Origin of the sequence: Prauserella marina (assembly GCF_002240355.1) — a bacterium.
Lineage (GTDB): Bacteria > Actinomycetota > Actinomycetes > Mycobacteriales > Pseudonocardiaceae > Prauserella_A > Prauserella_A marina.
This window is the reverse complement of record NZ_CP016353.1, coordinates 4,929,077-4,950,970: the sequence shown is the minus strand read 5'-3', so window position 1 is coordinate 4,950,970 and position 21,894 is coordinate 4,929,077. Positions and strand designations below refer to the sequence as shown.

The window sequence follows — 21,894 nt, the reverse complement described above, 5'->3', positions numbered from 1 at the left end:
TGAAGCCGGGATTCAGCGCGGGGTCATGCGGATGGCGCCGTCGAGACGGATGGTCTCGCCGTTGAGCATCGGGTTCGCCACGATGTGGCTCGCCAGCGCGGCGAACTCCGCGGGCTCACCGAGCCGCGAAGGGTGCGGGACCTGCGCTCCGAGCGAGGCGACGGCCTCCTCGGGCAGCGTGCCGAAAAGGGGAGTGTTGAACAGACCGGGCGCGATGGTCACCACCCTGATCCGCAGACCCGCGAGGTCGCGCGCGATCGACAACGTCATGCCGACGATGCCGCCCTTCGAGGCCGAGTAGGCCGCCTGCGATCTGTCCCTCGAACGCGGCGACCGACGCCGTGTTGACGATGACTCCGCGTTCCTCGCCGAGCGGTTGGAGCGCGGACATGCGTTCGGCGGCCAGCCGGATGACGTTGAACGTGCCGATGAGGTTCACCGTGACCACCCTGGTGAAGTCGGCCAGCGGGAAAGCACCGTTCTTGCCGACGGTCTTGTTCGCGGTCGAGATGCCCGCGCAGTTCACCGCGACGCGCAGGTTGCCGAGCCGTTGAGCGGCGTCGAGGGCGCCGGAGACCGCGTCTTCGCTGGTCACGTCCGCGGGCGCGAACACGGCACGCTCGCCGAGTTCCGCCGCGATGTCGGCTCCGTCCGAGGAAGGCAGGTCGACGATCGCCACCGAGGCGCCCATTCGGTGCAGCTCGCGCACCGTGGCGAGGCCCAGCCCGGAAGCGCCTCCCGTGACGAGTGCGGCCGCGCCCGCGATGTCCATATGGCCTCCTCGGCGCCTCGGCCCGCTGGCGGGCCGGTGGATGGATCAACCGTCCAAGGATGCTGCACGCCGTGCCTCGTGGGCAAGCGCTTCCGTGCCGGCCTTCGACGAGCCTTCATAGTCCAATGTGGACCAGCGTACTTGCCTGCCGGGCCGTGACCGGTGGTGGTGCTCACCGCGGGAGCGGGACGGTCCGGTCAACGTGGTACCTCCGGCTTCGGACCTGGTGAGCGTTGCCGCGCCGCCGAGCCTCGCTGCCCGCGCCCGTACGTTACGAAGGCCGCTACGCCGGGTCGTGAGGTGGATACCGCTGCCGTTGTCGGTGATGACCACGCGAAGTTGCCCGGTGACCCTGACATCGACCGCCAACTCGGTCGCGCCCGAGTGCCGCGGCGCGTTGCTCACTCCTTCCCGTACGACCGCTTCGGCATGGGCACCGAGTTCGTCGCCGACGGCGGTGTCGATCGTGCCGTCCACGTGGATCGTCGGCGATACGCGCGTATCGCCGGTCAACTCGGCGACGGCGTCCAGTATTCGCTGCCGCATACTGGTCTTGCCGTACCCCAGGTCTTCGTGCAGGTCGAAGACGGAGACCCGGATTTCCTTCACCACCTGATCCAGTCGGTCCACGGCGGTCACGATTCGCCGACGGGCGTTGTCGTCCGTGATGTGGCGCAGCGTTCCTTGTAGTCCCATCCCGGTGGCGAACAGCCGTTGGATGACATGGTCGTGCAATTCCTGCGCGATGCGGTCTCGTTCGCCGAGCAACGCGAGCTGGCGTTGCCGGTGCGGGCGACATCGCCGATGGCGGGGGCGGGTCTCGTCGAACCGGTGACCGACCAGTTCCTCCACTCCCTCGCCCGCTGCCGCACTGACCAGCAAGTCCGTGCCGTGCCGCTCGCCGAGCAGCACGAGTACCGCCGAAGCCGCGGCCAGTTCCTGCGCGGACATGGCGACGACTCGCAACGTGTCCTCGGTGGGGGCGCCCGCGAACAGGGTCGCGTTGACTTTGGCCATGGCGGTGAGCCAGCGCTCTCGTAGTCGTGACCGCTCGAAGAGCTTGGCATTCGCGACCGTCACACTCGCGACCGCGGCAAGCGCGCCCACGACGATCTCGGTTCTCGATATTCCGGTCAAGGTCGGCGGCAAAACACACGGCAACCTCGCGCCAGGACTCCCTGGTTCCGTGCGTGGAAGGTCGTGGTTGTCGTAGGTGAACACGGAGGGCTCGGCGAGCCGCGTCTGATCCGGTATTTCGAGGGTCCCGCAGCGGGCGTCGGCGAGTTTGGTCGCGACTTGCACGATCCGTTGCAGAGTCGGGCGCAGGTCGAGGTTGTCGCTCGTGGCGAGTACGGCGTCGAGCAGGCCTTGGAGCTGGTCACGACTGCGAGTCAGGTCCGCCAGTCGATGCCGCACATCGGTGAGTAGTTCGTCGAGCGCGTGCCGGTCGAGTTCCCGGCCGGCCTGCTTTCGTTCGGTATCCCGCCGATGTGGGGGAGCGGGTTCCGGATTCATGTGTTTTCGCCTCAAATGATCTCGACAGCAACCGCGTTGTCGGGTTGATGCCAGGGACCAGGGCAGGCAGGCCCATTCAATCTAACGTGTTTCGAAAGGTCGAGCAAGGAGCCGAAGTCAACGGCGACCCCCGCCCAGGTCTCGACCGGTAGGCCACGGAATCGTTGCACGGAACGGGAAAGCGTGGTTTTCTCACAGCTGATGCGGAGGCGATCAACAAGCGAAGGCAAGCCGGACCATCCACTGTGGTGGGTTGGTGCGTGCTCCGTCTCGTCGTGGAAAGCCCGGGTTTGGCTCGTGTTCGTTCAGAGGTCACCGGGACAGGACAGGATGGCGACGGCTCGAAAAATCAGGCCGGGTGTGAAGCCTGGCGAAAATGGAAAGGTTCTCATGCGACTGCCCACTTTCCGCAGGACGGTTTTCGCCGCGGTGCTGTGCGTGCCGATGATGGCGGTGGCGGGGTTGCCCGCTGTCGCGCACGAGACTCAAGGGGCAGATGTCATCGCCCATCGCGGCTCTTCCGGAGTCGCACCGGAGAACACCGAGGCCGCGATCGGCAAGGCCATCGAGCAGGGCGCCGACTTCGTCGAGATCGACGTTCAGCGCACCAGGGACGGCAAGCTGGTGAACTTTCACGACTGCACGCTGGAGCGGACCACCGACGTCGAACAGCGTTATCCGGGCCGCCCTTCCTACCGGGTCTCCGATTTCACCTGGCGGGAGCTGCGGGCGCTCGACGCGGGCTCATGGTTCCACGACACGTACGCCGGTGAGCCGATTCCCTCGGTCGAGCAGGTGATCAATCAGGTGCGCGGCAAGATCGGGCTGCTGGCGGAGATCAGTCCGTGCGATCACTACACGGGCCTTCCCGACGATCTGGCCGCCGAACTCAGGGCGGCGCCGGGCTACCTTCGTCAGGCGCTCGCCAGCGGTGGTCTGGGGGTCCAGTCCTTCGAGGTGGAGGACGCGAAGCGATTCCACGAGCTGCTGCCCGAGGTGTCGATCGGTGTGCTCGACGCGGAGCGGCCGACCGACGCCGAGCTGACCGAGCTCAGCGAATGGGCCGACGACGTGAACCCGCGATACACGGTGACCGACGCGGACCTCGTCGAACGCATTCACGAGCTGGGAATGGGAGTCAACGTGTGGACCGTCGACGAACCGGGCAGCATGCGCGAGATGCTGGAGCTCGGTGTTGACGGCATCATCACCGACTACCCTCAGTCACTCACCCAGCGTTGAGTATCAGTGACGGCCTACCGCGCCGAGTATCCCGGTCAGCGAAGGGTCGCCCTGAACCGGTGAGCTGGGACGCCACTCGTCGACCCACACGACCCCGGGCTCGACGATCTCGAAATCGCCGAACAGTTCGGCGATCTCACCGCGGTCGCGCAACGCGCCCCTGTGGGTCGCTTGCTTCGCGTAGTTGTCGGCCACCTTCTTGAACGAGTCCTGCCGTTCCCGACCAGCCGAGTCGAGGCTGCCGTGCGAGATCACGAGCGCGCTACCGGGCACAAGACGGCTGCGGTAGTAGGCCAGCGGTCGTTCGGGCTGCTGTTCGGGCGGCATGAAGTGCAGCAGCGCTACCGCGAGCAAGCAGATCGGCTGACGCTGATCGATGATGCCTTCGTCCATCACCTTGCGCCACAATTCGGGGCCGTCGAAGTAGTCGGCGGCGATCGCGCGGTGCCTCTCGGGGTCGGCGGTGTCCTCCAGCAGGATCTGTGCGTGTGCCAGCGCGACGGGTTCGTTGTCGAGGTAGACGACCTTGGCCTCGCCCGGCGCCGCCTCGTCCGCGATCTCGTGCACGTTGCCCTGCGTCGGAAGGCCACTGCCAATGTCGATGAACTGCCGGATGCCGAGGTCGATCGCGTAACGAACGGCCCTGCCGAGGAAGGCGCGGTTCGCGCGGGCCGACTCGCGGATGCCAGGAGCGACCGCGAGCTGCTTGTCGGCGAACTCCCTGTCGATGGCGTAGTTGTTGGTTCCGCCGAGCAGATAGTCGTAGATCCGGCCGGCGCTGGGCCGGTCGAGAGCGGGTGGCTGGGCGTCGTCGGGCACGAGTCCGACGATACCCAGCAACCGCTGGAGGGGACGGCTGGGCGGAGCCGGATCCACTGATCGGTGCATGGTAGGCAAGGTCGGTTGAACTTGAAATGACCAAATTCTGCTATGCGGCTGCCTTATTCATTGACGTGTCGATGTCACCGGGAACGACGACGAGCATTTCGCGGACGGCTGCTGAGCACCATGGGCCACCTACCAGTGCGATCTCCCGTTTCCAGCAGTATTGGCAGTGTAACGTGCCACCTGCTTGGGCGCTCCTCGCTGTGATACTACCAATTCCTCGGTTCAGAGTCGTTGATCATGTTGACCCAACAGAGGTGATTGCGTTGTCTCAATTCGCAAGTGGCAGAATCTCCGATCTGGCGCTTCCGGATCCCACTTTAGCTCAGTCGCGCAAAATGGAGTTTTTCGAAGATAACCCGGTGTCTATGACAAGCGAATCGGTTCTGCGAGATGCATCCAGAGTGACACGTCTGGAGAATGTGGGAGAACAACAATTTCAAGGACGTTTGCGAGCGTGGCTTGAAATTGCGGACGCCGAAGATGATCGTACGGAACTCGGGCGCGCGATGATCCGACAGCTTTGTGTACGTTTTGTTTCCACGCGGCTCCGATTTACGGATTTGATCAGTCGAAACCCGCAAATTCTTGACGAAACGATAGAAGCTCCGATAGTCATAGTCGGACCTTTTCGGTCCGGAACTACGCACCTCGTCAACTTGCTCGCGGCCGACTCGAGGTTGCGTTCTCTTCCCCTCTGGGAGAGCTACGAACCGATTCGTGCATCGAACCTCCAGGTCGATGAGGACATGCGTATCCGCCGGGAAACTGGCGCGAGGGCCTGGCATGAACTGCATGAGATGCTTCCTATGTTACGAGCGATGCGGCCAGTGGAGCCCGATCATGTTCACGAGGATGTCGAACTCTTCGGACCTGATTTTGGCCTGCTGCGGTGGGAAACGCTCGCGATCGTCCGGCCTTGGCCGGACGTCTCGATGAGTCATGCGGATCAGCTCCCTCATTACATCTTCATGAGAGACATGTTGAAGGCTCTGCAATGGCAGCGCGGGCCACGTCGCTGGGTATTGAAGGCCCCTCACCATGCCGAACATCTGGATGTTTTAATGAAAGTATTTCCAGATGCGACGGTGGTTGTCACATACCGCGACCCGCTGGCAATTGTGAGCTCAGTTGCGACGCTCGCGGCTTATTTGTCTCGTCTTGAGTATCGCGCTGTCGATCTGGAGGTGCTGGGAGAATACTGGATGGATCGCATCGATCGCCTTCTGCGTGGTGGCATGAACGGTGCTCGGTTCGTGCCGGAGCGCCAGCTCGTGGAAGTTGATTTTCAAGATTTCATGATTCATAAACTTGACGTCGTGCGCAAAGTGTATGAATCAGCTGACTTGGAGATCCATTTGACCCAACTTGAACGAATGAATAGTTACCTCTCTGGGCATCCTCGGAAAAAAGATGGCCAGATCGTTTACGATCTGGCCAGGGACTTCAATATCGCACCGGTCGATTTACGAGAACGCTTCTCTTATTACTATGAACGCTATCCCGGCGTAAACGTTTGATCGCTGCGACCGTGTGTACTGCCATCCAGCCGCCGTTCCTCGGGTGCGGCCGGTGCGCTCGTGTGGCGACTGGCGAGAGCGCTCCTGGACGATCCCTTCCCGGCCGCTGTGCCTTATCTTGCTAGATGAAATAGATGTTTCGTGTATGCTAGCCTGCTTGAGGCATGTGAGGCGCCGTCGATGACTTCGGTTGCTTCGGTCGGGGTGCTGACGGTGACGAAGGGGCGTGGATGGCAGGACCGGTAGAGGGGGGTATCTCGCGAGGGCGCCCGAACATCGTCATGGTTGTGCTCGACGACCTTGGCTTCGGTCAATTAGGTTGCTTCGGGTCGGATTTATGTACGCCAAACATGGATTCCCTGGCCTATGGAGGAACTCGTTTCAACAGGTTTCATGTGACCGCGCTCTGTGCTCCGACGCGGGCATGTCTCCTCACTGGTCGAAATCATCATAGTGTGGGGATGGGGTTTCTTCCGGAAGTTCCGATGGATTTGCCGGGCTATACCGGCCGTATTCCGTTGTCTGCGGCTACTCTTCCGCGACTTCTCGTTGAGGGCGGGTACTCCTCGTATGCGGTGGGAAAGTGGCATATGACACCGGGCTCGGAAGAGGGGCAGAACGGCCCATTCGACAGATGGCCCCTGGGGATGGGATTCGATGAATTCTATGGTTTCCTCGGTGGTGGGACAAATCATTGGGCGCCGGATCTCGTGCGTGGTACCGATTTTGTAGAGCCGGACAGTAATCCTGATGAGGGTTATCATTTGACTGAGGATCTCGCCGCCGAGACCATTCGAATGCTGGGCAGACATGTCGAATCTAAGAATCAGTCTCCTTTCTTTCTTTATCTGGCTACTGGTGCCGTCCATTGGCCACATCAGGTCGATACCAAGTGGTCATTGGAATACCGAGGAAATTTCGACGCGGGCTGGGAGGAGTGGCGAAATAACCTCTTTCACCGACAACTGGAACTCGGTGTGGTGCCGGATGGAACCCGCCTTCATCGTCGCCCGCCTTGGGTTTCGTCGTGGCGAGACTTGTCGCCTGGTGTGAAACATGTATTCGCGCGCCAGATGGAGGTCTTCGGCGGCTTCTTGACTCATACGGATCAGCAGATCGGCAAAATTCTGGACTTTCTCCGCCGTGTCGATAAATTTGACAATACTGTCTTCTTGATTCTGTCCGACAATGGCGCGTGTTCCGGTGGCGGGCCACTCGGTCACTTCAATAAGCCTTCGTGGGGCGACCTCTCGGGTTCCGGGCGCGGATCGGATTTCGACGTCATGTCCAGTCGCGTTGACGAATTGGGTGGAATTAGGGCTAATAACCATTATGCCTGGGGTTGGGCTTGGGCGGGTAATACACCGTTCAAACTGTGGAAGCGGTATGCCTGGCTTGGTGGTACCCGCACGCCGCTGATAATTCATTGGGCGGATGGAATCGATGCAAGTAAGAGCGGGGGCGTGCGGAGTCAATTCTGTCATGCGATCGACATCATGCCGACGCTTCTGGAGCTCGCAAGAGTCTCGCCGCCGAAAGATGTGGATAATGTTGACCAGTTACCGATTGAAGGTCGAAGTTTTGGCTCCGCTCTCAACGACGCGAGCGCGCCGACGTCGAGGGATGCCCAGTATTTCGAGGTTATGGGTTCTCGGTCGATATATTGGCAGGGATGGAAGGCCACGACCGATCATGTGGACAGTAGTTTGGCTGCCGAGCGTAAGTTGATCGAGGGAAGCCGTAACTTTTCCGAAGACTCGTGGCTTCTTTTCAACCTTGAAGAGGATTTCGCTGAAACCTTTGACCTGTCGGCTAGGGAGCCTGATCTGCTGCGGAAAATGGTGGATCGCTGGACTCTGGAAACCCAGGGCAGGAATGTGCTTCCGCTGATGGACGGGTTGGATCGGCCGTTATCCGAGTCCATTCGAGCGTGCTGGTCGGGTCACAGTGCCGAGTTGTTGCCCGACGTCCTCTACGCGGCGCCCGACTTGTCGCTGGACGGCGAGTTCACGTTGTCCGTGGAGGTAGATTGCGGGCAGGGCGAGATGCCAACCGGTGTCCTCTGTGCTCACGGTGATTGGCATGGCGGCTGGGCTCTTTATTTCCGATTCGGAAGCCTCGTGCTCGCTGTGAACGACGGCCGAGCTGAACAGTTAGTGCGTACTGAGGCAGTAGATCTCTCGGGACCACACGCGTTGCGGATGGAATACCGGGCACATGGCGGGACCGCGATGACGAAGCTCAGTATCGACGGTGTCGCTGTTGCGCAGCGGAAGGTGGCGGTGGACCCGGCCGCGAGTATCGCAGGCGGGCTGGGGGGACGCCTTCTTCTGGCGCGCGACTTTGGCCTTCCGGTGTGTGAAGAGTATCGGCCACCTTTCCCTTTCAACGGAACCATCACGGCCGCGAGGCTGACGGTGGGGGCCGGGAGGCTTGACACCGCCGACATCGAGCGTCGGATATCTGGTGAGTGATCTGTCTGACTACTGTCGTGCGGCGGTGTTGCGGGTGGACACAGGCTGCGGCAACGCATTGTGATGTGCCTGTCGACCGGGTGACGGTAAACGGCTTCGGTAAGGTCCGTTGTGTCGCCTGTGGCGCGAGTACGTGCCGGAACGACAAGGGGAGACCATGCTCATCGACACCACCCTCGCCACGGGGCTCGGCTTGCCGGAGTGCGAGTTTTCCTGGGGAGAGCACGACGTCGTGTCCTATCACCTCGCCCTCGGCGCTGGTGCGGATCCGATCGATGACAACGAATTGCGTTACGTCTACGAACCCCGGTTGAGGGTGCTGCCGACGTTCGTCATGACGATGCCCTCGATTTTCGGGGTCGCGGCACCCCAGCACTATCGTTCCTCGCCTCCCGAAATCCGGTTCCCCGGTCTTGAGCTGAACCTGCGCGACCTGCTGCACGCCTGGCAGCGCATCGTGCCGCACCGCCCGGTGCCGGTGCACGGCACGGCGACCGTCCGCACCGAGGTGACCGGTGTCGAGGACACCGGCAGGGCGGCTGTCCTGCTGCAGCGCACCGACGTCACCTTGTCCGACGGGGCTCCGCTGGTGACCGCGTTCTCGGGAATCCATGTCCGCGGCGCCGGCGGTGTCGGCGACCGCGACCGTACGCAGCCGCTACCGGACCTGCCCGTTCGTGCCCCGGATCTCGTGCTGGAAACCCCGACATTGCCGCAGCAGGCCCTGCTGTACCGATTGTGCGGGGAGCGAAATCCGATGCACGTCGATCCCGAGGTCGCGGCCGCCGCCGGATTCGAAAGGCCGATCTTGCAGGGTGCGTGCACCTACGGAATGGTCGCCAAATCGGTCGCCGACGCCGTGCTGCACGGCGATCTCGACCGGATCGCCGACTACACGGCCCGGTTCGACGGGGTCGTGTTTCCTGGTCAGACGCTGCACACCGAGGTGTGGCGGACGACAGGTCAACTGCTGCTCGCCACCTCGGTCAAGGACGGTGAGCGGGGCAGGGTACTCACGGCGGCGCTCACCATCCGGGACTGAACCCGAGGAAGTCGCGGATCACCCCGGCGACCTGGTCCGGATTCTCGACGTGCAGGTGGTGCCCTCCCGGCAGGGTCACCACGCGCAGGCCGGGCACGGTCTCGAACCGGCGCGGATAGAAATCCTCCCGCAACGCCGTCCGCTCCGCGCGCACCAGCAGAGAGGGCGCGGTGATCGCGGATAGGAACGCCAGCACCTGCTCCTCGGTGAAACCGCGTGGCAACGACTTCTTGAGCCGGGGATCGTGCCGCCACGTGTAGCCGCCTTCGACCTCGCGCAGGTCGCGCTCCACCAGCACCTCGGCGGTACTGAGCAGGATGTCGGCCAGCTTCACCCTGGCCTTCACCGCCTGGGCGCGGGTGCGGTAGACGGGGGACCGGTGACCTTTCAGGTATTCGGTGAGGTATCCGGCCAGCGCGGCGACACTGTCTTCCGGCCGAGCCGGCAATGGCCCGATCGCGTCGATGAGCACGAGCCGCTCCACCGCGCCGGGGTGAGTTCCGGCGATCAGCGAGGCGAGCGCGCCGCCGAGTGAGTGGCCGATCAGCCGGAACCGTTGCCAGCCAAGGGTGTGAGCCAGTTCGAGCACGGCGGCCACGTAGTCGGCGTACTGGCAGGTCGCCGAGGTGATCGGGTCGGAGAAGCCGTGCCCCGGCAGGTCGATCGCGAGCAGATCCGTTTCGGGCAACCGGTCGGCGAGCGCGTCGAAGCTCGCGCAATTGTCCAGCCAGCCGTGCAGGCACAACACGGGTGCGCCTTCGGGGTCGCCGGTCCGCTTGCCACGCAACGTCATCCCGCCGCGTGGCAAGCGGACCGCGAACTCCTCGGCGCCCACCTACGTCGCCTCCCTCTCCGGTATCCCGTCGAGCAGCCGGTCGGCGAGCTGGACGATGCTCGGGCCTTTCATCAGTTCCATGATGGTCACCTTCGTGCCCAGCTCCCGCTCGATCCACGAGCTGATCTCCACGGCCAGCAGCGAATCCAGGTAGTCCATCAGGGGCAGCTGCTCGTCCAGTTCGGCCGGCGGCATTCCCAGCACCGTCGCGATCCGGTTGGTGAGCGCCTCGCGCAGCACCTCGCCCCGCGCGGCGTCGCCGGAGCGCAGCCGGTTCCGCAGTGGATCTTGCGAGGCGTCCACGAGGTCACCTTGCCCGCCGTCGAGCAGATGCTCGTAGCGGGCGCGGCCCGCGTCGTGCTCGCCGACGAAGCGGTCCCAGTTCATCGGGAGCACGCCGACGCGTGGCCAGTGGTCGCCGAGCAGCCGGGTCAGCGCGTGGAACGCGGAGTCGACGGGGAAGCCGCGCATTCCAACGGCCTCCACCTGTTTCGCGATCCGCGTGTGCCGCGCGACGTAGCCGGCGTCGGAGAGCGCGCCCCAGTTGACCGCGAGCGCGGGCAACCCCGCGGCCACGCGCGCCTCGGCGAGCTGGTCGAGCATCGCGTTCGCCGCCGCGTAGCTCGCTTGGCCGACGTTGCCGACCATCGAGGCCGCAGAGGAGAACAGCACGAACGCCTCCAGCGGCAGGTGGGAGGTGAGTTCGTGCAGGTGCCACGCTCCGAGGGCCTTGGGAGCCAGCACCTTCGCGATTCGTTCGCCGTCGAGATCCGTGAGCAGGGCATCGTCGAGCACCATCGCGCAATGCATCACGCCCCGCAGCGGGGGAAGTTCCCTTCCGATGCGGTCGAGCAGGCGCGAGAGCTGATCCCGTGAGGTGACGTCCACGGCGGCGACGTCGACGCCAACCCCGTTCGCGCGCAACTTGTCGATCGCGGCCTGAGCGGCTTCGCCGGGGTGTCCGGCCCGGCTGACCAGCACCAGGTCGCGGACTCCCGATGCGGCGAGCCGTTCCGCCATCGCGAGGCCCGCGCCGCCGAGGCCGCCGGTGACCAGCCACGTCCCGGACATGTGCGGGATTTTCCGTTGGCGTACAGGCACTTCATGTTCGTCCATCGCCACGACGATCTTGCCGACGTGTTTCGCGGCGGCGAGGTGGCGAAACGCCGTCTCGATCTCGGCTGGAGGAAACACCCTGAACGGCAGTGCGTGCAGCTTTCGCTCCTCGAACAGCGACAGCAGCGTCACGAGGTCGGCGCGCACCTCGTCGGGGCGGTCGGTCAGCCACTGCCTCAGATCGAAGGCGAAGTAGGCGAGGTTGTTCAGGAAAGGGCGCAGCCCGAGGTGGTTGTCGGCTTGCAGGTCCCGTTTTCCGAGTTCGACGAATCTGCCGTAGGGCGCGAGGCACGCGAGGCTGCGCGCGACGGCGGGCCCTGCGATGGAGTTGACGACGACGTCGACCCCTGCCCCGCCGGTCGCGGCGCGTATCTCGTCGGCGAAGTCGAGCGATCGTGAGTCCATGACGTGGCGCACTCCGAGCGCCCGCAACAGGTCCCGTTTCTCCGGTGTGCCCGCGGTCGCGAAGACCTCCGCACCGCTGAGCATCGCGAGCTGTACCGCCGCGAGGCCGGTGCCACCGGCGGCCGCGTGAATCAGCACCCGTTCGCCCTCGGCGATCCTGGCCAGCTTGCGCAGCGCGTACCAGGCGGTGAGGAAGACGATCGGTACGGTCGCCGCCTCGTCGAAGCCAAGCGCGGCCGGTTTGCCGACGACACCGTCGGCGTCGACGATCACGTGTGAGGCAAGCGTTCCCTGCGTGGCCTTGACGGCGATGACCTCGTCTCCCACGGCCACGTCGCGGACTCCGGGCCCGACGCGGGTGACCACACCGGCGCATTCGGCGCCGAAGCGGTAGCCACCGGTACCGGCGAGCGGGGGAACCTGACCGAGGGCGATCATCACGTCGAGGAAGTTCAGTCCGGCGGCGAAGACTTTGACCTCGACCTGCCCGGCGTCGGGGATCGATCGCGTCCTGGCCGTGAAGCGCAGGTCGTCCAGCGAACCCGAGTCGGTCATGCCCAGTGAGAAGCCGCTGCTTTCCGGCAGTTCACGGGCGTCGAAGGTCCGGGTGTCCTTCGGCGGTACCCGGTCCAGCCTGCGCACGAACCGTTCTCCGCCCCGGAGTAGCTGCTGGTGTTCCCCGTCGTCGGCGGTGAGTGCGGCGAGTACGGTGTCGAGTTCTTCCGGTGAAGGTTCCTCGTCGAGGTCGATGATCGTGTATCCGGTTCCGGACAGTTCGAGTTCGGCCACGGCGGCGGCGCCCCACGCGGCCGCTCCCCGCAACCTGCCTGGCGCTGCTGTTCCGTGGACACCTCTCGTCAGTGCGAACATCCTCGGCGGCGACCCGTCGGCGCGCCGGGCGATCAGTGCGGCCAGTTGGGCCGTCACCGCGACGTCGGCGCCCGCTCCCGTGAGGGTCTCCGCCGAGAAATCGCGGAAGGCGGGGCCCGCGGGTACGAGGTGCACGATCGAGGATGGCGCCGGTCCGGCATAGTCCGGCAGAGCCTCCGGCGTGACGCGAACGGGGGTTCCGCCCCGGTCGGCGATGCCGCCGGCGAGCAGGGCACCGAATTCGTCGTTGTCCCTGTCGCAGACGATCAGCCACTCGCCTTGTAGACAATCCGGTTGCGAACATTCCGGCGAAGGGAAGCCGGACTCGATCCCGTCCGGAGCGGCGGCGAGCAGAACGGTTTGCCCGCCTGGCAGCTCGGCACCGTCGGTACCGTTGAGCACGGTCGGTTCGGTGTAGCCGGCCGAGGCCAACAGGTGTTTCCACGACGACCTGGGAAGCAGCGGCCCGTCCGCGCGGAGTTCGAGATCGCGAAACGACCACCAGCCTTCGGTGAGGCCGAAGGTCAGATCCAGCCAGCGGTTGCCTGGTACCGCCTCGATGAGCGCGAGCACGCCGCCGGGCGCCAGCAGGTCGCCGAGGTGCAGCAGCGTGCGTTTCAGGTCACTCGTGGCATGAACGACGTCGGCGGCCACGATCAGATCGAACGCGCCGGGAGTGAACCCTTGATCCTCGGGGTCGTGCTCCAGATCGAGAATCCGGTAGTCCACAAAGGAGTAGTCAGCGAATCGTTCTCTCGCCGTGGCAAGGAACGCGGGCGACACATCCGTGAAGACGTACTCGCAACCTTCTGGCGGCAGTGACGGCAGCAGTGCCGAGGTGAGCCCGCCGGTTCCGCCGCCCACTTCCAGAATGCGTACCGTCCTTCCCGGAATCCTGGACCGGATGAGCTTGTCCACCGCCGCGACGGCCAGTCTGTTGTGGATCCGGGCGATCGGTGAGGTCTGGTAGACGGGCTCCGTCTGCTCGCCGGAGCCGTCGGGGAACAGCAACGTCAGCGGATCGGCAGCCCCGGTCAGCACATCTGCCAGCGCGTTTCCCGTGCGGCGCAACAGGGACAGTTCCCAGATCGCGGCGGGGTGTCCGCGCAGCGCCTGTGCCCACAACCGTTCCGGCTCGACCTCGGGAACCCGGTACACCACATACCGGTCGTCCCGCTCGCCCAGCACCCCGTCCTCGACGAGCACGTCGAGGAAACGGGCCACCGCCCTGTCGTACTTCGGGAGCACTCCGCTCAGTTCGGCGATACCGAACGTGTCTCCTTCGGCGAGCGGAACGCCGAGTTCACGCAAGCATCGCACGACGTAGGCCGCGCAGAGGTCGCCGACGCGGTCCTGATAGTCACCGGTGTAGCCGGTGCTCGACATCCGTTCGGCGAGCGCCGTGGTCACCGGCCCCAGTCGCGAACCCAATTCGGCAGGGCCGATGGTGAACGCGCACGGCAGCACTCGTTCCCTTCGTGCCGCCTGCCATCGGTACCGGTAGAGGTTGCCGGTCACGTCGTCCGCGACGGACGAACCTGCCGAGCGCACGGTCTTTCCCGTCAGGCGGGTGAATTCGGCGAGCACCGTGCCGTGTTCGTCGAGCAGCAGGATGTCGACCGCGAGCCCGGTGCGGTCGAGTTCGTGAACCCGGGTGTAGCACCAGACGGGTTCGGCCGGTTCGCCGTGGACGCGCACGGCGTCGATGCCGGTGGGCAGGTAGCAGAAGGGAAGAAGCTCGGAATCGCCGTCGGCGGGATGCAGTATCGAACTCTGGAAGCAGGCGTCCAGCACGGCGGGGTGAAAGAGGTATCCTTCGCGCCGGTTGCGCAGCACCCTCGGTGTCCGGATACGGGCCAGCGTCTCGACCTGTCCGATGTGGACCTCAGCGATTCCGCAGAACGCCGGACCGTAGGTGTATCCCTTGTCCCGGAACGCCCCGTACACCTCGACGGACCGGTGCGTCGCCGTGGCTCTCGCCTTTATCGCGGCCACGTCGACGATGTCAGGGCGGCCCCCGCCTCTCCGGTGGAACCGGCCGGTGGCGGCGCGGGTCCAGGTTTCGCCCCTGACGGCACGGTGATGGAACTCGAACGTACCGTCCTTTTCGTTCAGTTCGAGCCTGCTCAGCAGCGGCTCGTCACCGAGTACACAGGCCTTTTCGAACTCCACGTACTCCAGGGCGCACTGCTCGCCGGTGAGTTCCGCCGCGGCGGCGAGCACCGCTTCCACGTACGCCGCGCCGGGAACGATCACGGCGCCGAGGACGTCGTGCTCGTGTACCCAGCCGATGCGATGGTCGTCCCAGGCGATGTCCCAGGTCGGCCGCACCGCGTCCGTTCGTTTGAGCATGGGGTGCTGCTGACCGCCGGCTCTGTGCAGGCGCGAGACGGCGCCTTCGTTCCAGTAGCGTTCTCTGATCCAGGGGTTGCCGGGAAGATCGAGCATCCTGGTCCCGTGTGGATGACGCGCTCGCCAGTCGATCCGGCGCCCCTCGGCGTACAGCGTGGTGAACCCGGTGAGGAAGGACTCCCAGTCGTCCTTGCGGCGCACCAGTGACGAGACGACCACGGCGTCCGTTGCGGCGTCGTCGGCGATTTCCCGTACCGAGTTCGCCAGCACGGGATGCGGGCTCAGCTCGACGAACGTGTCGACGCCGTCGGCGAGCATCGCGCGAACGGCCGGTTCGAACAACACCGGCTGCCGGAAGTTGCGCCACCAGTAGGCAGAACCCAGTTCGGCGCCGTCGACGCTGTGTCCCGTGACGGTCGAGTACATGGGGATCGAGGACGTGCTCGCCTGGATCCCTGCCAATTCCGAGGCGAGTTCGTCGTGCAACGGGTCCATGTCAGGGCTGTGACACGCGCAGTTGACTTTCAGGACCTTGGCGAACACGCCGCGCTCCGCGAGTTCGGCGGCCAGCTGATCGAGGGCTTCCTTGCGCCCGGACACCGTGGTCGTCGTGGGGCTGTTCTCCGCGGCGACCCACAGGTCGCCCGAGCGTTGCTCACACAACGCGCGGGTTTCGGCGGCGGACAGCGCGACGAACATCATCGCGCCTGTCGGATCGGCCTTTTCCTGAATCCTGGCCCTGACACAGATCACCTTGAGCGCCGAGGCGAGATCCAGCGCGCCGGAGATGTGCGCCGCGGCGATTTCGCCCATGCTGTGCCCGGCCACCGCGTCCGGTTCGACACCCCATTCCCGCCACAGCTCGACGAGGGCGACCTGGATGGTGAACATGGTGGGCTGGAGACAGTACGTCTTGCCTACCTTCGACGAGGTCTCGTCGGCGGTCAGCGCGTCGTGAATGGACCAGCCGAGGTGAGGCATGGCAAGTTCGTCGCATTCCATGACCTTCGCCCTGAAAACGCGGCTGGTCTCCAGCAGGACGCGACCCATGGCATACCACTGTGGACCCTGGCCGTTGAAGAGGAACCCGGTTTTTCCGGTGCGGCCTGGCCGGGCGACACCTTCGGTGAGCCCGGAAGGTGCTTCGCCCCGCAGGTACGCGCGCAGGGTCGCTTCCGCGTCCGCCGCGGTGGTCGCCGTGAGCGCGACGCGGTGCCGGTGATGCGAGCGCCGCGACGCCATGGCGGCCCCGAGCTCGTCGAGGTCGGTATCCGGTCGCTTCGCCAGCCAGTCGGCGTAGTTCTCCGCGAGTTCCCGTAGCGCGGCCTCGCCGCGCGCGCTGATCGTGAGCACGCTTGGCCGGTCGACGCCGGAGGAGGACGCCCCGGCTTCGGCCGCGGGCGGGCCTTCCAGCACCACGTTGGCGTTCGTGCCTCCGAAACCGAAGGAGTTGACGCTGGCAAGGGCCCGCTCGTACTCGGTGGGCCACGGTGTTCCGCTCGCGGGCACCGCGAGGCCGTACCCTTCGAAGTCGATGGCCGGGTTCGGGGTGCTGAAGTGCGGGTTTCCCGGGATCCAGCGGTGCTGCACGCTCAGTACGGCCTTGAGTAGTCCCGCGATCCCGGCACCGGCTTCGAGGTGTCCGATGTTGGTCTTGATGGAGCCGATCAGCGTCGTCGCCTTCGGCCCCTCGTCACCGGCGAGGACCCTGCCGAGCGCCGTGGCCTCGATCGGGTCGCCGACCGGCGTGCCGGTCCCGTGTGCCTCGACGTAGCCCACCTCGGAGGCAGGCACCCGTGCCGAGGCGAGCGCGGCCCGGAAGTTGGCCTCCTGCGCCTCGCCGTTGGGCACCGTGATGCCTTGGGTGCGGCCGTCCTGATTGACCGCGCTTCCCCTGATCACCGCGTGGATCCGGTCGCCGTCGAGCTGCGCGCGTACCAGCGGTTTGAGTACCACCACGCCGCAGCCCTCGCCGCGCACGTAGCCGTTGGCCGACGCGTCGAAGGCGCGGGACCGGCAGTCCGGCGAGAGCATCGCGGCCTGGCTCAGCGCGATCCCGAATTGCGGGGTCAGCATCAGGTTGACACCGCCTGCCAGCGCGATGTCGCTTTCGCCCCTGCGCATGCTCTCGACGGCGAGGTGCAGCGCCACGAGTGACGACGAGCAGGCGGTGTCGACGGTCATGCTGGGACCGCGCAGATCGAACGTGTACGAGAGCCGGTTGGACAGGATGCTCATGAACGTTCCGGTCGCCGAATGCGGACCGAGCCCGTGCACCTCGCCTGGAGCGGCCTGCAAACTCCCGTAGTCCTGGCTGCTCGCACCGATGAAGACACCGGTCCGTTGCCCGGCGAGGTGATCCGGCACGATGCCGGCGTCTTCGAGGCTTTCCCAGCTCACTTCCAGCAGCAGTCGCTGCTGGGGGTCCATCTGTTCGGCGACCCGCGCGGAGATACCGAAGAACGACGCGTCGAACGTGTCGACCTCGCTGAGGAAGCCGCCTTCCCTCGCGGTGCTCCTGCCCGGCCGCTGGGCGTGTGGCGCGTAGTACCTTTCGACGTCCCAGCGGTCTTCGGGTACCGGGCCGACGGCGTCGGTGCCCGAGGTCAGCAGCCGCCACAACGATTCGGTGCCGGTCACCCCGCCGGGAAGCCGGCAGCCGATGCCGATGATCGCGACCGGGCCACCGTCGTGGTCTTCGAACGAACTCATGAGTTCTCCATGCGGTAGAGGGCATGCAGGGCGAACAGGACCCTTGCGGTGGTGAACACGTGCTGGGTGGCGTGGAAACCGCGGTAGCTGTCGGTGTCCGGATAGGGGTACCGGCCGCCGTTCCACGAACCGTCGGGACGCGCCCTGCCGAGCAGCCAGGTCACGGCACGGCCGGTCTCGGTCTCGCGCGCGTCCATTCCGGTCTGTGCCAAGGTGTCGAGCGCGAGTGCGGTGTGCTGCTCGGCCGACGAGTACTCGCCGAAACCGTCGAGTTCGTCGTGCCAGCTTCCGTCACACCGTTGCTCCGCGACGACGAACCGGCGTGCGGAGGCGAGAGCCGGATAGTCGCCGAAGGCGGCCTGCGCCGCCGTCGCGGGTGCCAGCAGGTAGTAGTAGGTGCCGTAGTAGTACCAGTTGATCCCGAAATGGCCGTCGGGTTTCTGGCGTCCGCCGAGGAAATCGAGCATTTCGTCGACGTAGCGTGGTTCGATGTCGAGGCCGGTGAGGGCCATCGAGGCGAAACCGGTCACCGAGGGCTCGGTCTGGAACGCGCGGGGAATGTGCGGGTGTGGTTCCTCCCATGCGCCGGAAGGCAGTTGCCCTCGACGCAGATACTCGGCCTTCGCCCTCGCGGAGGAGACGTGCCCGAGGAGGGTGAGCGCTGAGGTGTACTCGCTGCTGGTTTCCGTGCAGTAGTCACCGGGGCCCGTCGGCAGCGCGCCCCAGCTCAGCATCCCGTTCGGTTTTTCCCTTCCGGCAAGGAATTCCGCGATGCGCTCGGCTGCGTCGAGGTGCTCGGTCTCCGCCATGTCAGACCACAGTGCCATGGCCTTGAGCGCGTTCACCGAGTCCCATTCCTGGAACACCGTCACCGCGGGGTCTTCCGCGATCGCGCCGTCGGGCCGCTGGTGATCGCGGAAGTAGTCGAGGGCACGACGGACGACCGTGCGCAGCGTCGTGCCCTGGTTCTCGAAAAGAGTGTGGAGCATCGGCTTTCCTGTCAACGCGGGTGGATCAGCAGGCGTTGCGGGCCACGGATGACCCTCGAAGGGCAGTACTCTGGCCGTCCCGCCGCCGTGAGGCCGGGGAACCGGTCGAACAGAGCCCGCAGCGCGATCTCGCCTTCCAGCCGGGCCAGCCCCGCTCCGATGCAGTAGTGCACGCCTGCCGCGAACGAAAGATGCTCCCTGACGTTCGGCCTGGTGAAGTCGAAAAGGCCGGGGTCGGGAAACACCGAAGGGTCCCTGTTGGCCGCGGCGAGCAGGGTGACGACGGGGGTGCCCTCGCGTAGTTGCGTTCCACCGACGGTGACCGGATTCGCGGCGACCCTGACGCTGTATTGCGCGGGGGCCACCAGACGCAGCGTCTCCTCGACCACCCGGTCCGCCTGGCTGGTGTCGGCGGCGAAAAGGTCCCGCTGCTCGGGGGTGGCAAGCAACGCGATCACGGCGTTTCCGATGATGTTGGCCGTCGTCACGAAGCCACCGATCAGCAGGGCCTCGGCCGTCGCGAGCAACCCGGCTTCGGTCAGGTCACCTCGGTCGGCCGCCTCGATCATCACCGAGAGCAGGTCGTCCCCCTTGTTGCCCGCGCGGCGGCGCTCGGCGACGAGGTCGGCGAAATGGTCGGCCATCTCGGCAAGCAGTCGCCGGGTCCTGCGTAGTTCGCCAGGGCCGTGGGCGCCGTCGACGACCGCGCCGAACTCGATTCCCCAGCGGCAGTACCGATCGTGGTTTCCCGGTGGAAGGCCGAGGAATTCGCTGATCACCCTGCTGGGCACCCTGATGGCGAACTCGCCGATCAGGTCGACCGGTTCCCGCGTGTCGAGACGGTTCAGTTCCTCGGCGACGACCCGTTCGACGAACGCGCCTCGCTCACGGATCGCGGCCGGGGTGAACAACGGTGCCACGATTCTGCGAAGCCGGGTGTGGTCGGGAGGGTCGGCTGAGGCGAACGAATCGTCGAGCGGGTGAACGAGGAGGTCGCCGCGCTGCCACGACGGTGGGCGCAGCCGCAGTTTCGCCGTCGCGGTGGGAACAGCGCCGAAGTCCTTGCCTCGCAACACTTCCCTGCATACGCGGTGGGAAGCCGACATGTAGAGTCCGCTGCGCCCGCGCACCAGTTCGCCGTGCTCGCGCAGCCGTTCGTACCTGGCGTTGCCATCCGTGCCGCGCGGCATGCCCAGTATCGAAGCGACGGGATCACCGAGCATCGCGGAGCGAAGCAGCCGGAGCCGCGACCGGTACAGCCGCATGCCGGTGGTGGTGTCGGTCAGCAAGCTCATGGCGCGACGACCACGTTGTCCGTCGTACCGAGTTTCGGCGCGACACTGATGCCCGCGGTCGCGAGTTCCCCGGCTATCCGCTCTCTCAGCACATATTTCTTGATCTTGGTGCCCGACATCGGCCACTCGGTGACGAACCGGACGTACCTCGGAACCCGGAAGGTCGCGATCTTGCCGAGACAGAAGTCGATGATCTCCTGCTCGGTCGCGTCGGCGCCCGGCTTGAGTTCGATGTAGGCGGCGGGAACCTCGACGTAGTAGTCGTCCGGCGCGCCCACCACGGCGACGATGCTCACAGCGGGGTGCCCGAGCAGATAGCCCTCGACCTCGGCCGCCGACACGTTCTCGCCACCCACCTTGAGCATGTCCTTGAGCCTGCTGACGAACGTGACCCTGCCGTCGGCGTCCATGGTGGCCACGTCACCGGTGTGGAACCAGCCTTCGGAGTCGAAAGCGCGTGCGGTCAGCTCCGGGTCCCGGAAGTACCCGTCGAAGCAATTGCTGCCACGGAACAACAGTTCGCCCTCGGTGCCGGGCGGAACATCCGCGCCGGTGGCCGGATCGACGACCCTGCAACGCATCCCAGGCATCGGATGTCCTCCGGTGGTGACCCGCTCCTCAAGGGTGTCGCCGGGATCGTTGAGCGAAAGGAACGACGAAGCCTCGGTCATACCGAAGCACGACACCTGGATCGCGCTGGGCAGCCTGCTCGCGAGGTCCCGCAGTCGTTCCGGTACGCCGACACACATGACGATCCGGATGGAGGAAAGGTCGCGTTCGGCGAAATCGGGCTGGTTCACCACCGGCAGCCACAGCGTCTCGAAACCGATCAGCACCACGGTCGCGCGCTCGGCCTCCAGATGATCGAGTGCCGTGTCCGGCCGGAAGAACCCGGTGTGGCAATAGGTGGCCCCCGCGTAGATGGTGGCGAAGGCGAACGCGAGGCCGCCGATGTGGAACAGCGGAAGAGCTGTCCAGACCCGGTCCTCAGGTGTGAGCCCGAAGCGGTCGTGCGTGGCGCCGGATGCGAACCGGGCGAACGCCTCGTGGCTGATCATGGCGCCCTTGGGGCTCGCCGAGGTTCCCGACGTGTACATGACGACGGCGGTGTCCCTGACACGGACCTCTCGCTGCCTGCGCCGCACTTCCGCCGGATCCGCGCGTTCCGCGGCGGCGGCGAACTCGGCACCGGTCAGGAAACCGGGGCGCGGGTCGCCGCCGAGCACGACGACGTTCGTCAGTTCGGGGGCATCGGCGAGGCCCGGCTCGGTCAGACTGGGAAACGTCGTGGTCAGCAGTGCGGGGAAGTCCGGCCCATCCGCCGATGGCGCGCTGGTGAACAGCAGCCGCATCCCGGAATGCCGGACGACGGTGCGCAGCTCGAACTCCTTGAACCTCGCGTTGACCGGTACCGGGATCACGCCGATCTTCATCGCGCCGAACACGGTCGCGATGGAGTCGACACCGTTGGGCAACAGCACCCCGACGGTGTCGCCGGGCCGCAGGCCGAGCGCGAGCAGCCCCCTTGCGAAGAAGTCGGCCCTCGCGGCGAGTTCCGCGTAGCCGACCGTCTCATCCGGGAAGGTGAGCGCGGTGCGATGCGGGTCGGCCTCGGCGCGACGATCGAGCAGATCGCCGAGCGTCGTCACGTCGATCCACTGTCGGTCATGAATTTTCTCGGACATCGGCGAAATCCTTCAGAGCGCGCTCGGCGGAACCACGTGATCCGTCAGGAGTGGCGTGGAAATATCCGGATCAGTGGTTGTCGGCGTTGTCATTCGGCAATGCGAATGCTGGATACGGAAAATTGGGGAAAAAGCCTCGTTCGGCAGACCATACCTGCGACCGAGTGGTCACACAAGACCTTATG

General features: G+C 65.4%; 11 protein-coding genes and 1 pseudogene. 4 read left to right on the top strand and 8 right to left on the bottom strand.

From position 1 onward, the window contains the following. Nucleotides 1-12 precede the first annotated feature (12 nt). Nucleotides 13-772: pseudogene (locus BAY61_RS22695) on the bottom strand (3-hydroxyacyl-CoA dehydrogenase). 45 nt (nt 773-817) lie between these two features. Continuing rightward, nucleotides 818-2,287, bottom strand: a complete 1,470-nt coding sequence (locus BAY61_RS22690; RefSeq protein WP_091807588.1) for a sensor histidine kinase — start codon at nt 2,285-2,287, stop codon at nt 818-820. A 390-nt stretch (nt 2,288-2,677) separates the two neighbouring features. Between BAY61_RS22690 and BAY61_RS22685 the strand changes: the two genes are divergently transcribed. After that, nucleotides 2,678-3,529: a glycerophosphodiester phosphodiesterase gene (locus tag BAY61_RS22685; protein WP_091807586.1), complete on the top strand. Its 852-nt coding sequence runs from the start codon at nt 2,678-2,680 to the stop codon at nt 3,527-3,529. Between the two features lie 3 nt (nt 3,530-3,532). On the opposite strand, the gene BAY61_RS22680 is transcribed toward BAY61_RS22685, so the two are convergent. Further along, nucleotides 3,533-4,417: an SAM-dependent methyltransferase gene (locus BAY61_RS22680; protein WP_091807584.1), complete on the bottom strand. Its 885-nt coding sequence runs from the start codon at nt 4,415-4,417 to the stop codon at nt 3,533-3,535. A 263-nt stretch (nt 4,418-4,680) separates the two neighbouring features. On the opposite strand from BAY61_RS22680, the gene BAY61_RS22675 reads away from it, so the two are divergent. From BAY61_RS22675 to BAY61_RS22665, 3 genes are all read left to right on the top strand, one after another. Then, nucleotides 4,681-5,934 (top strand): sulfotransferase family protein, encoded by a 1,254-nt coding sequence (locus BAY61_RS22675; RefSeq protein ID WP_170140256.1) that lies wholly within the window; start codon nt 4,681-4,683, stop codon nt 5,932-5,934. A gap of 230 nt (nt 5,935-6,164) precedes the next feature. Further along, on the top strand, nt 6,165-8,408 hold the full coding sequence (locus tag BAY61_RS22670; protein WP_091807581.1) for an arylsulfatase: 2,244 nt from the start codon (nt 6,165-6,167) through the stop codon (nt 8,406-8,408). Between the two features lie 157 nt (nt 8,409-8,565). After that, nucleotides 8,566-9,450: a MaoC/PaaZ C-terminal domain-containing protein gene (locus tag BAY61_RS22665; protein WP_091807579.1), complete on the top strand. Its 885-nt coding sequence runs from the start codon at nt 8,566-8,568 to the stop codon at nt 9,448-9,450. Here BAY61_RS22665 and BAY61_RS22660 read toward each other — a convergent pair. The 5 genes from BAY61_RS22660 to BAY61_RS22640 are packed head-to-tail and all read right to left on the bottom strand — an operon-like array spanning nt 9,434 to nt 21,709. Next, nucleotides 9,434-10,285, bottom strand: coding sequence for an alpha/beta fold hydrolase (locus BAY61_RS22660; RefSeq protein WP_091807578.1), 852 nt, complete (start codon nt 10,283-10,285; stop codon nt 9,434-9,436). The genes BAY61_RS22665 and BAY61_RS22660 overlap by 17 nt on opposite strands. Beyond that, nucleotides 10,286-17,740 carry a type I polyketide synthase gene (locus tag BAY61_RS22655; RefSeq protein WP_091807576.1) on the bottom strand — a complete coding sequence of 2,485 codons (7,455 nt, stop codon included), beginning with the start codon at nt 17,738-17,740 and terminating at the stop codon, nt 10,286-10,288. Further along, nucleotides 17,737-18,729 (bottom strand): prenyltransferase/squalene oxidase repeat-containing protein, encoded by a 993-nt coding sequence (locus BAY61_RS22650; RefSeq protein ID WP_091807574.1) that lies wholly within the window; start codon nt 18,727-18,729, stop codon nt 17,737-17,739. Before BAY61_RS22650 ends, BAY61_RS22655 begins: the two co-directional genes overlap by 4 nt. Nucleotides 18,730-18,740: 11 nt before the next feature. Further along, nucleotides 18,741-20,024 (bottom strand): cytochrome P450, encoded by a 1,284-nt coding sequence (locus BAY61_RS22645; protein ID WP_091807572.1) that lies wholly within the window; start codon nt 20,022-20,024, stop codon nt 18,741-18,743. Further along, complete coding sequence (locus BAY61_RS22640) at nt 20,021-21,709, bottom strand: class I adenylate-forming enzyme family protein (RefSeq protein ID WP_091807571.1); 1,689 nt, start codon at nt 21,707-21,709, stop codon at nt 20,021-20,023. The genes BAY61_RS22645 and BAY61_RS22640 overlap by 4 nt, the downstream gene beginning before the upstream one ends. Between the last annotated feature and the right edge of the window lie 185 nt (nt 21,710-21,894).

Coding starts and splice junctions, on each gene's coding strand:
- BAY61_RS22665 (WP_091807579.1), top strand. CDS start 8,566: ATGCTCATCGACACCACCCTCGCCACGGGGCTCGGCTTGCCGGAGTGC.
- BAY61_RS22680 (WP_091807584.1), bottom strand. CDS start 4,417: ATGCACCGATCAGTGGATCCGGCTCCGCCCAGCCGTCCCCTCCAGCGG.
- BAY61_RS22670 (WP_091807581.1), top strand. CDS start 6,165: ATGGCAGGACCGGTAGAGGGGGGTATCTCGCGAGGGCGCCCGAACATC.
- BAY61_RS22690 (WP_091807588.1), bottom strand. CDS start 2,287: ATGAATCCGGAACCCGCTCCCCCACATCGGCGGGATACCGAACGAAAG.
- BAY61_RS22685 (WP_091807586.1), top strand. CDS start 2,678: ATGCGACTGCCCACTTTCCGCAGGACGGTTTTCGCCGCGGTGCTGTGC.
- BAY61_RS22640 (WP_091807571.1), bottom strand. CDS start 21,709: ATGTCCGAGAAAATTCATGACCGACAGTGGATCGACGTGACGACGCTC.
- BAY61_RS22650 (WP_091807574.1), bottom strand. CDS start 18,729: ATGCTCCACACTCTTTTCGAGAACCAGGGCACGACGCTGCGCACGGTC.
- BAY61_RS22645 (WP_091807572.1), bottom strand. CDS start 20,024: ATGAGCTTGCTGACCGACACCACCACCGGCATGCGGCTGTACCGGTCG.
- BAY61_RS22655 (WP_091807576.1), bottom strand. CDS start 17,740: ATGAGTTCGTTCGAAGACCACGACGGTGGCCCGGTCGCGATCATCGGC.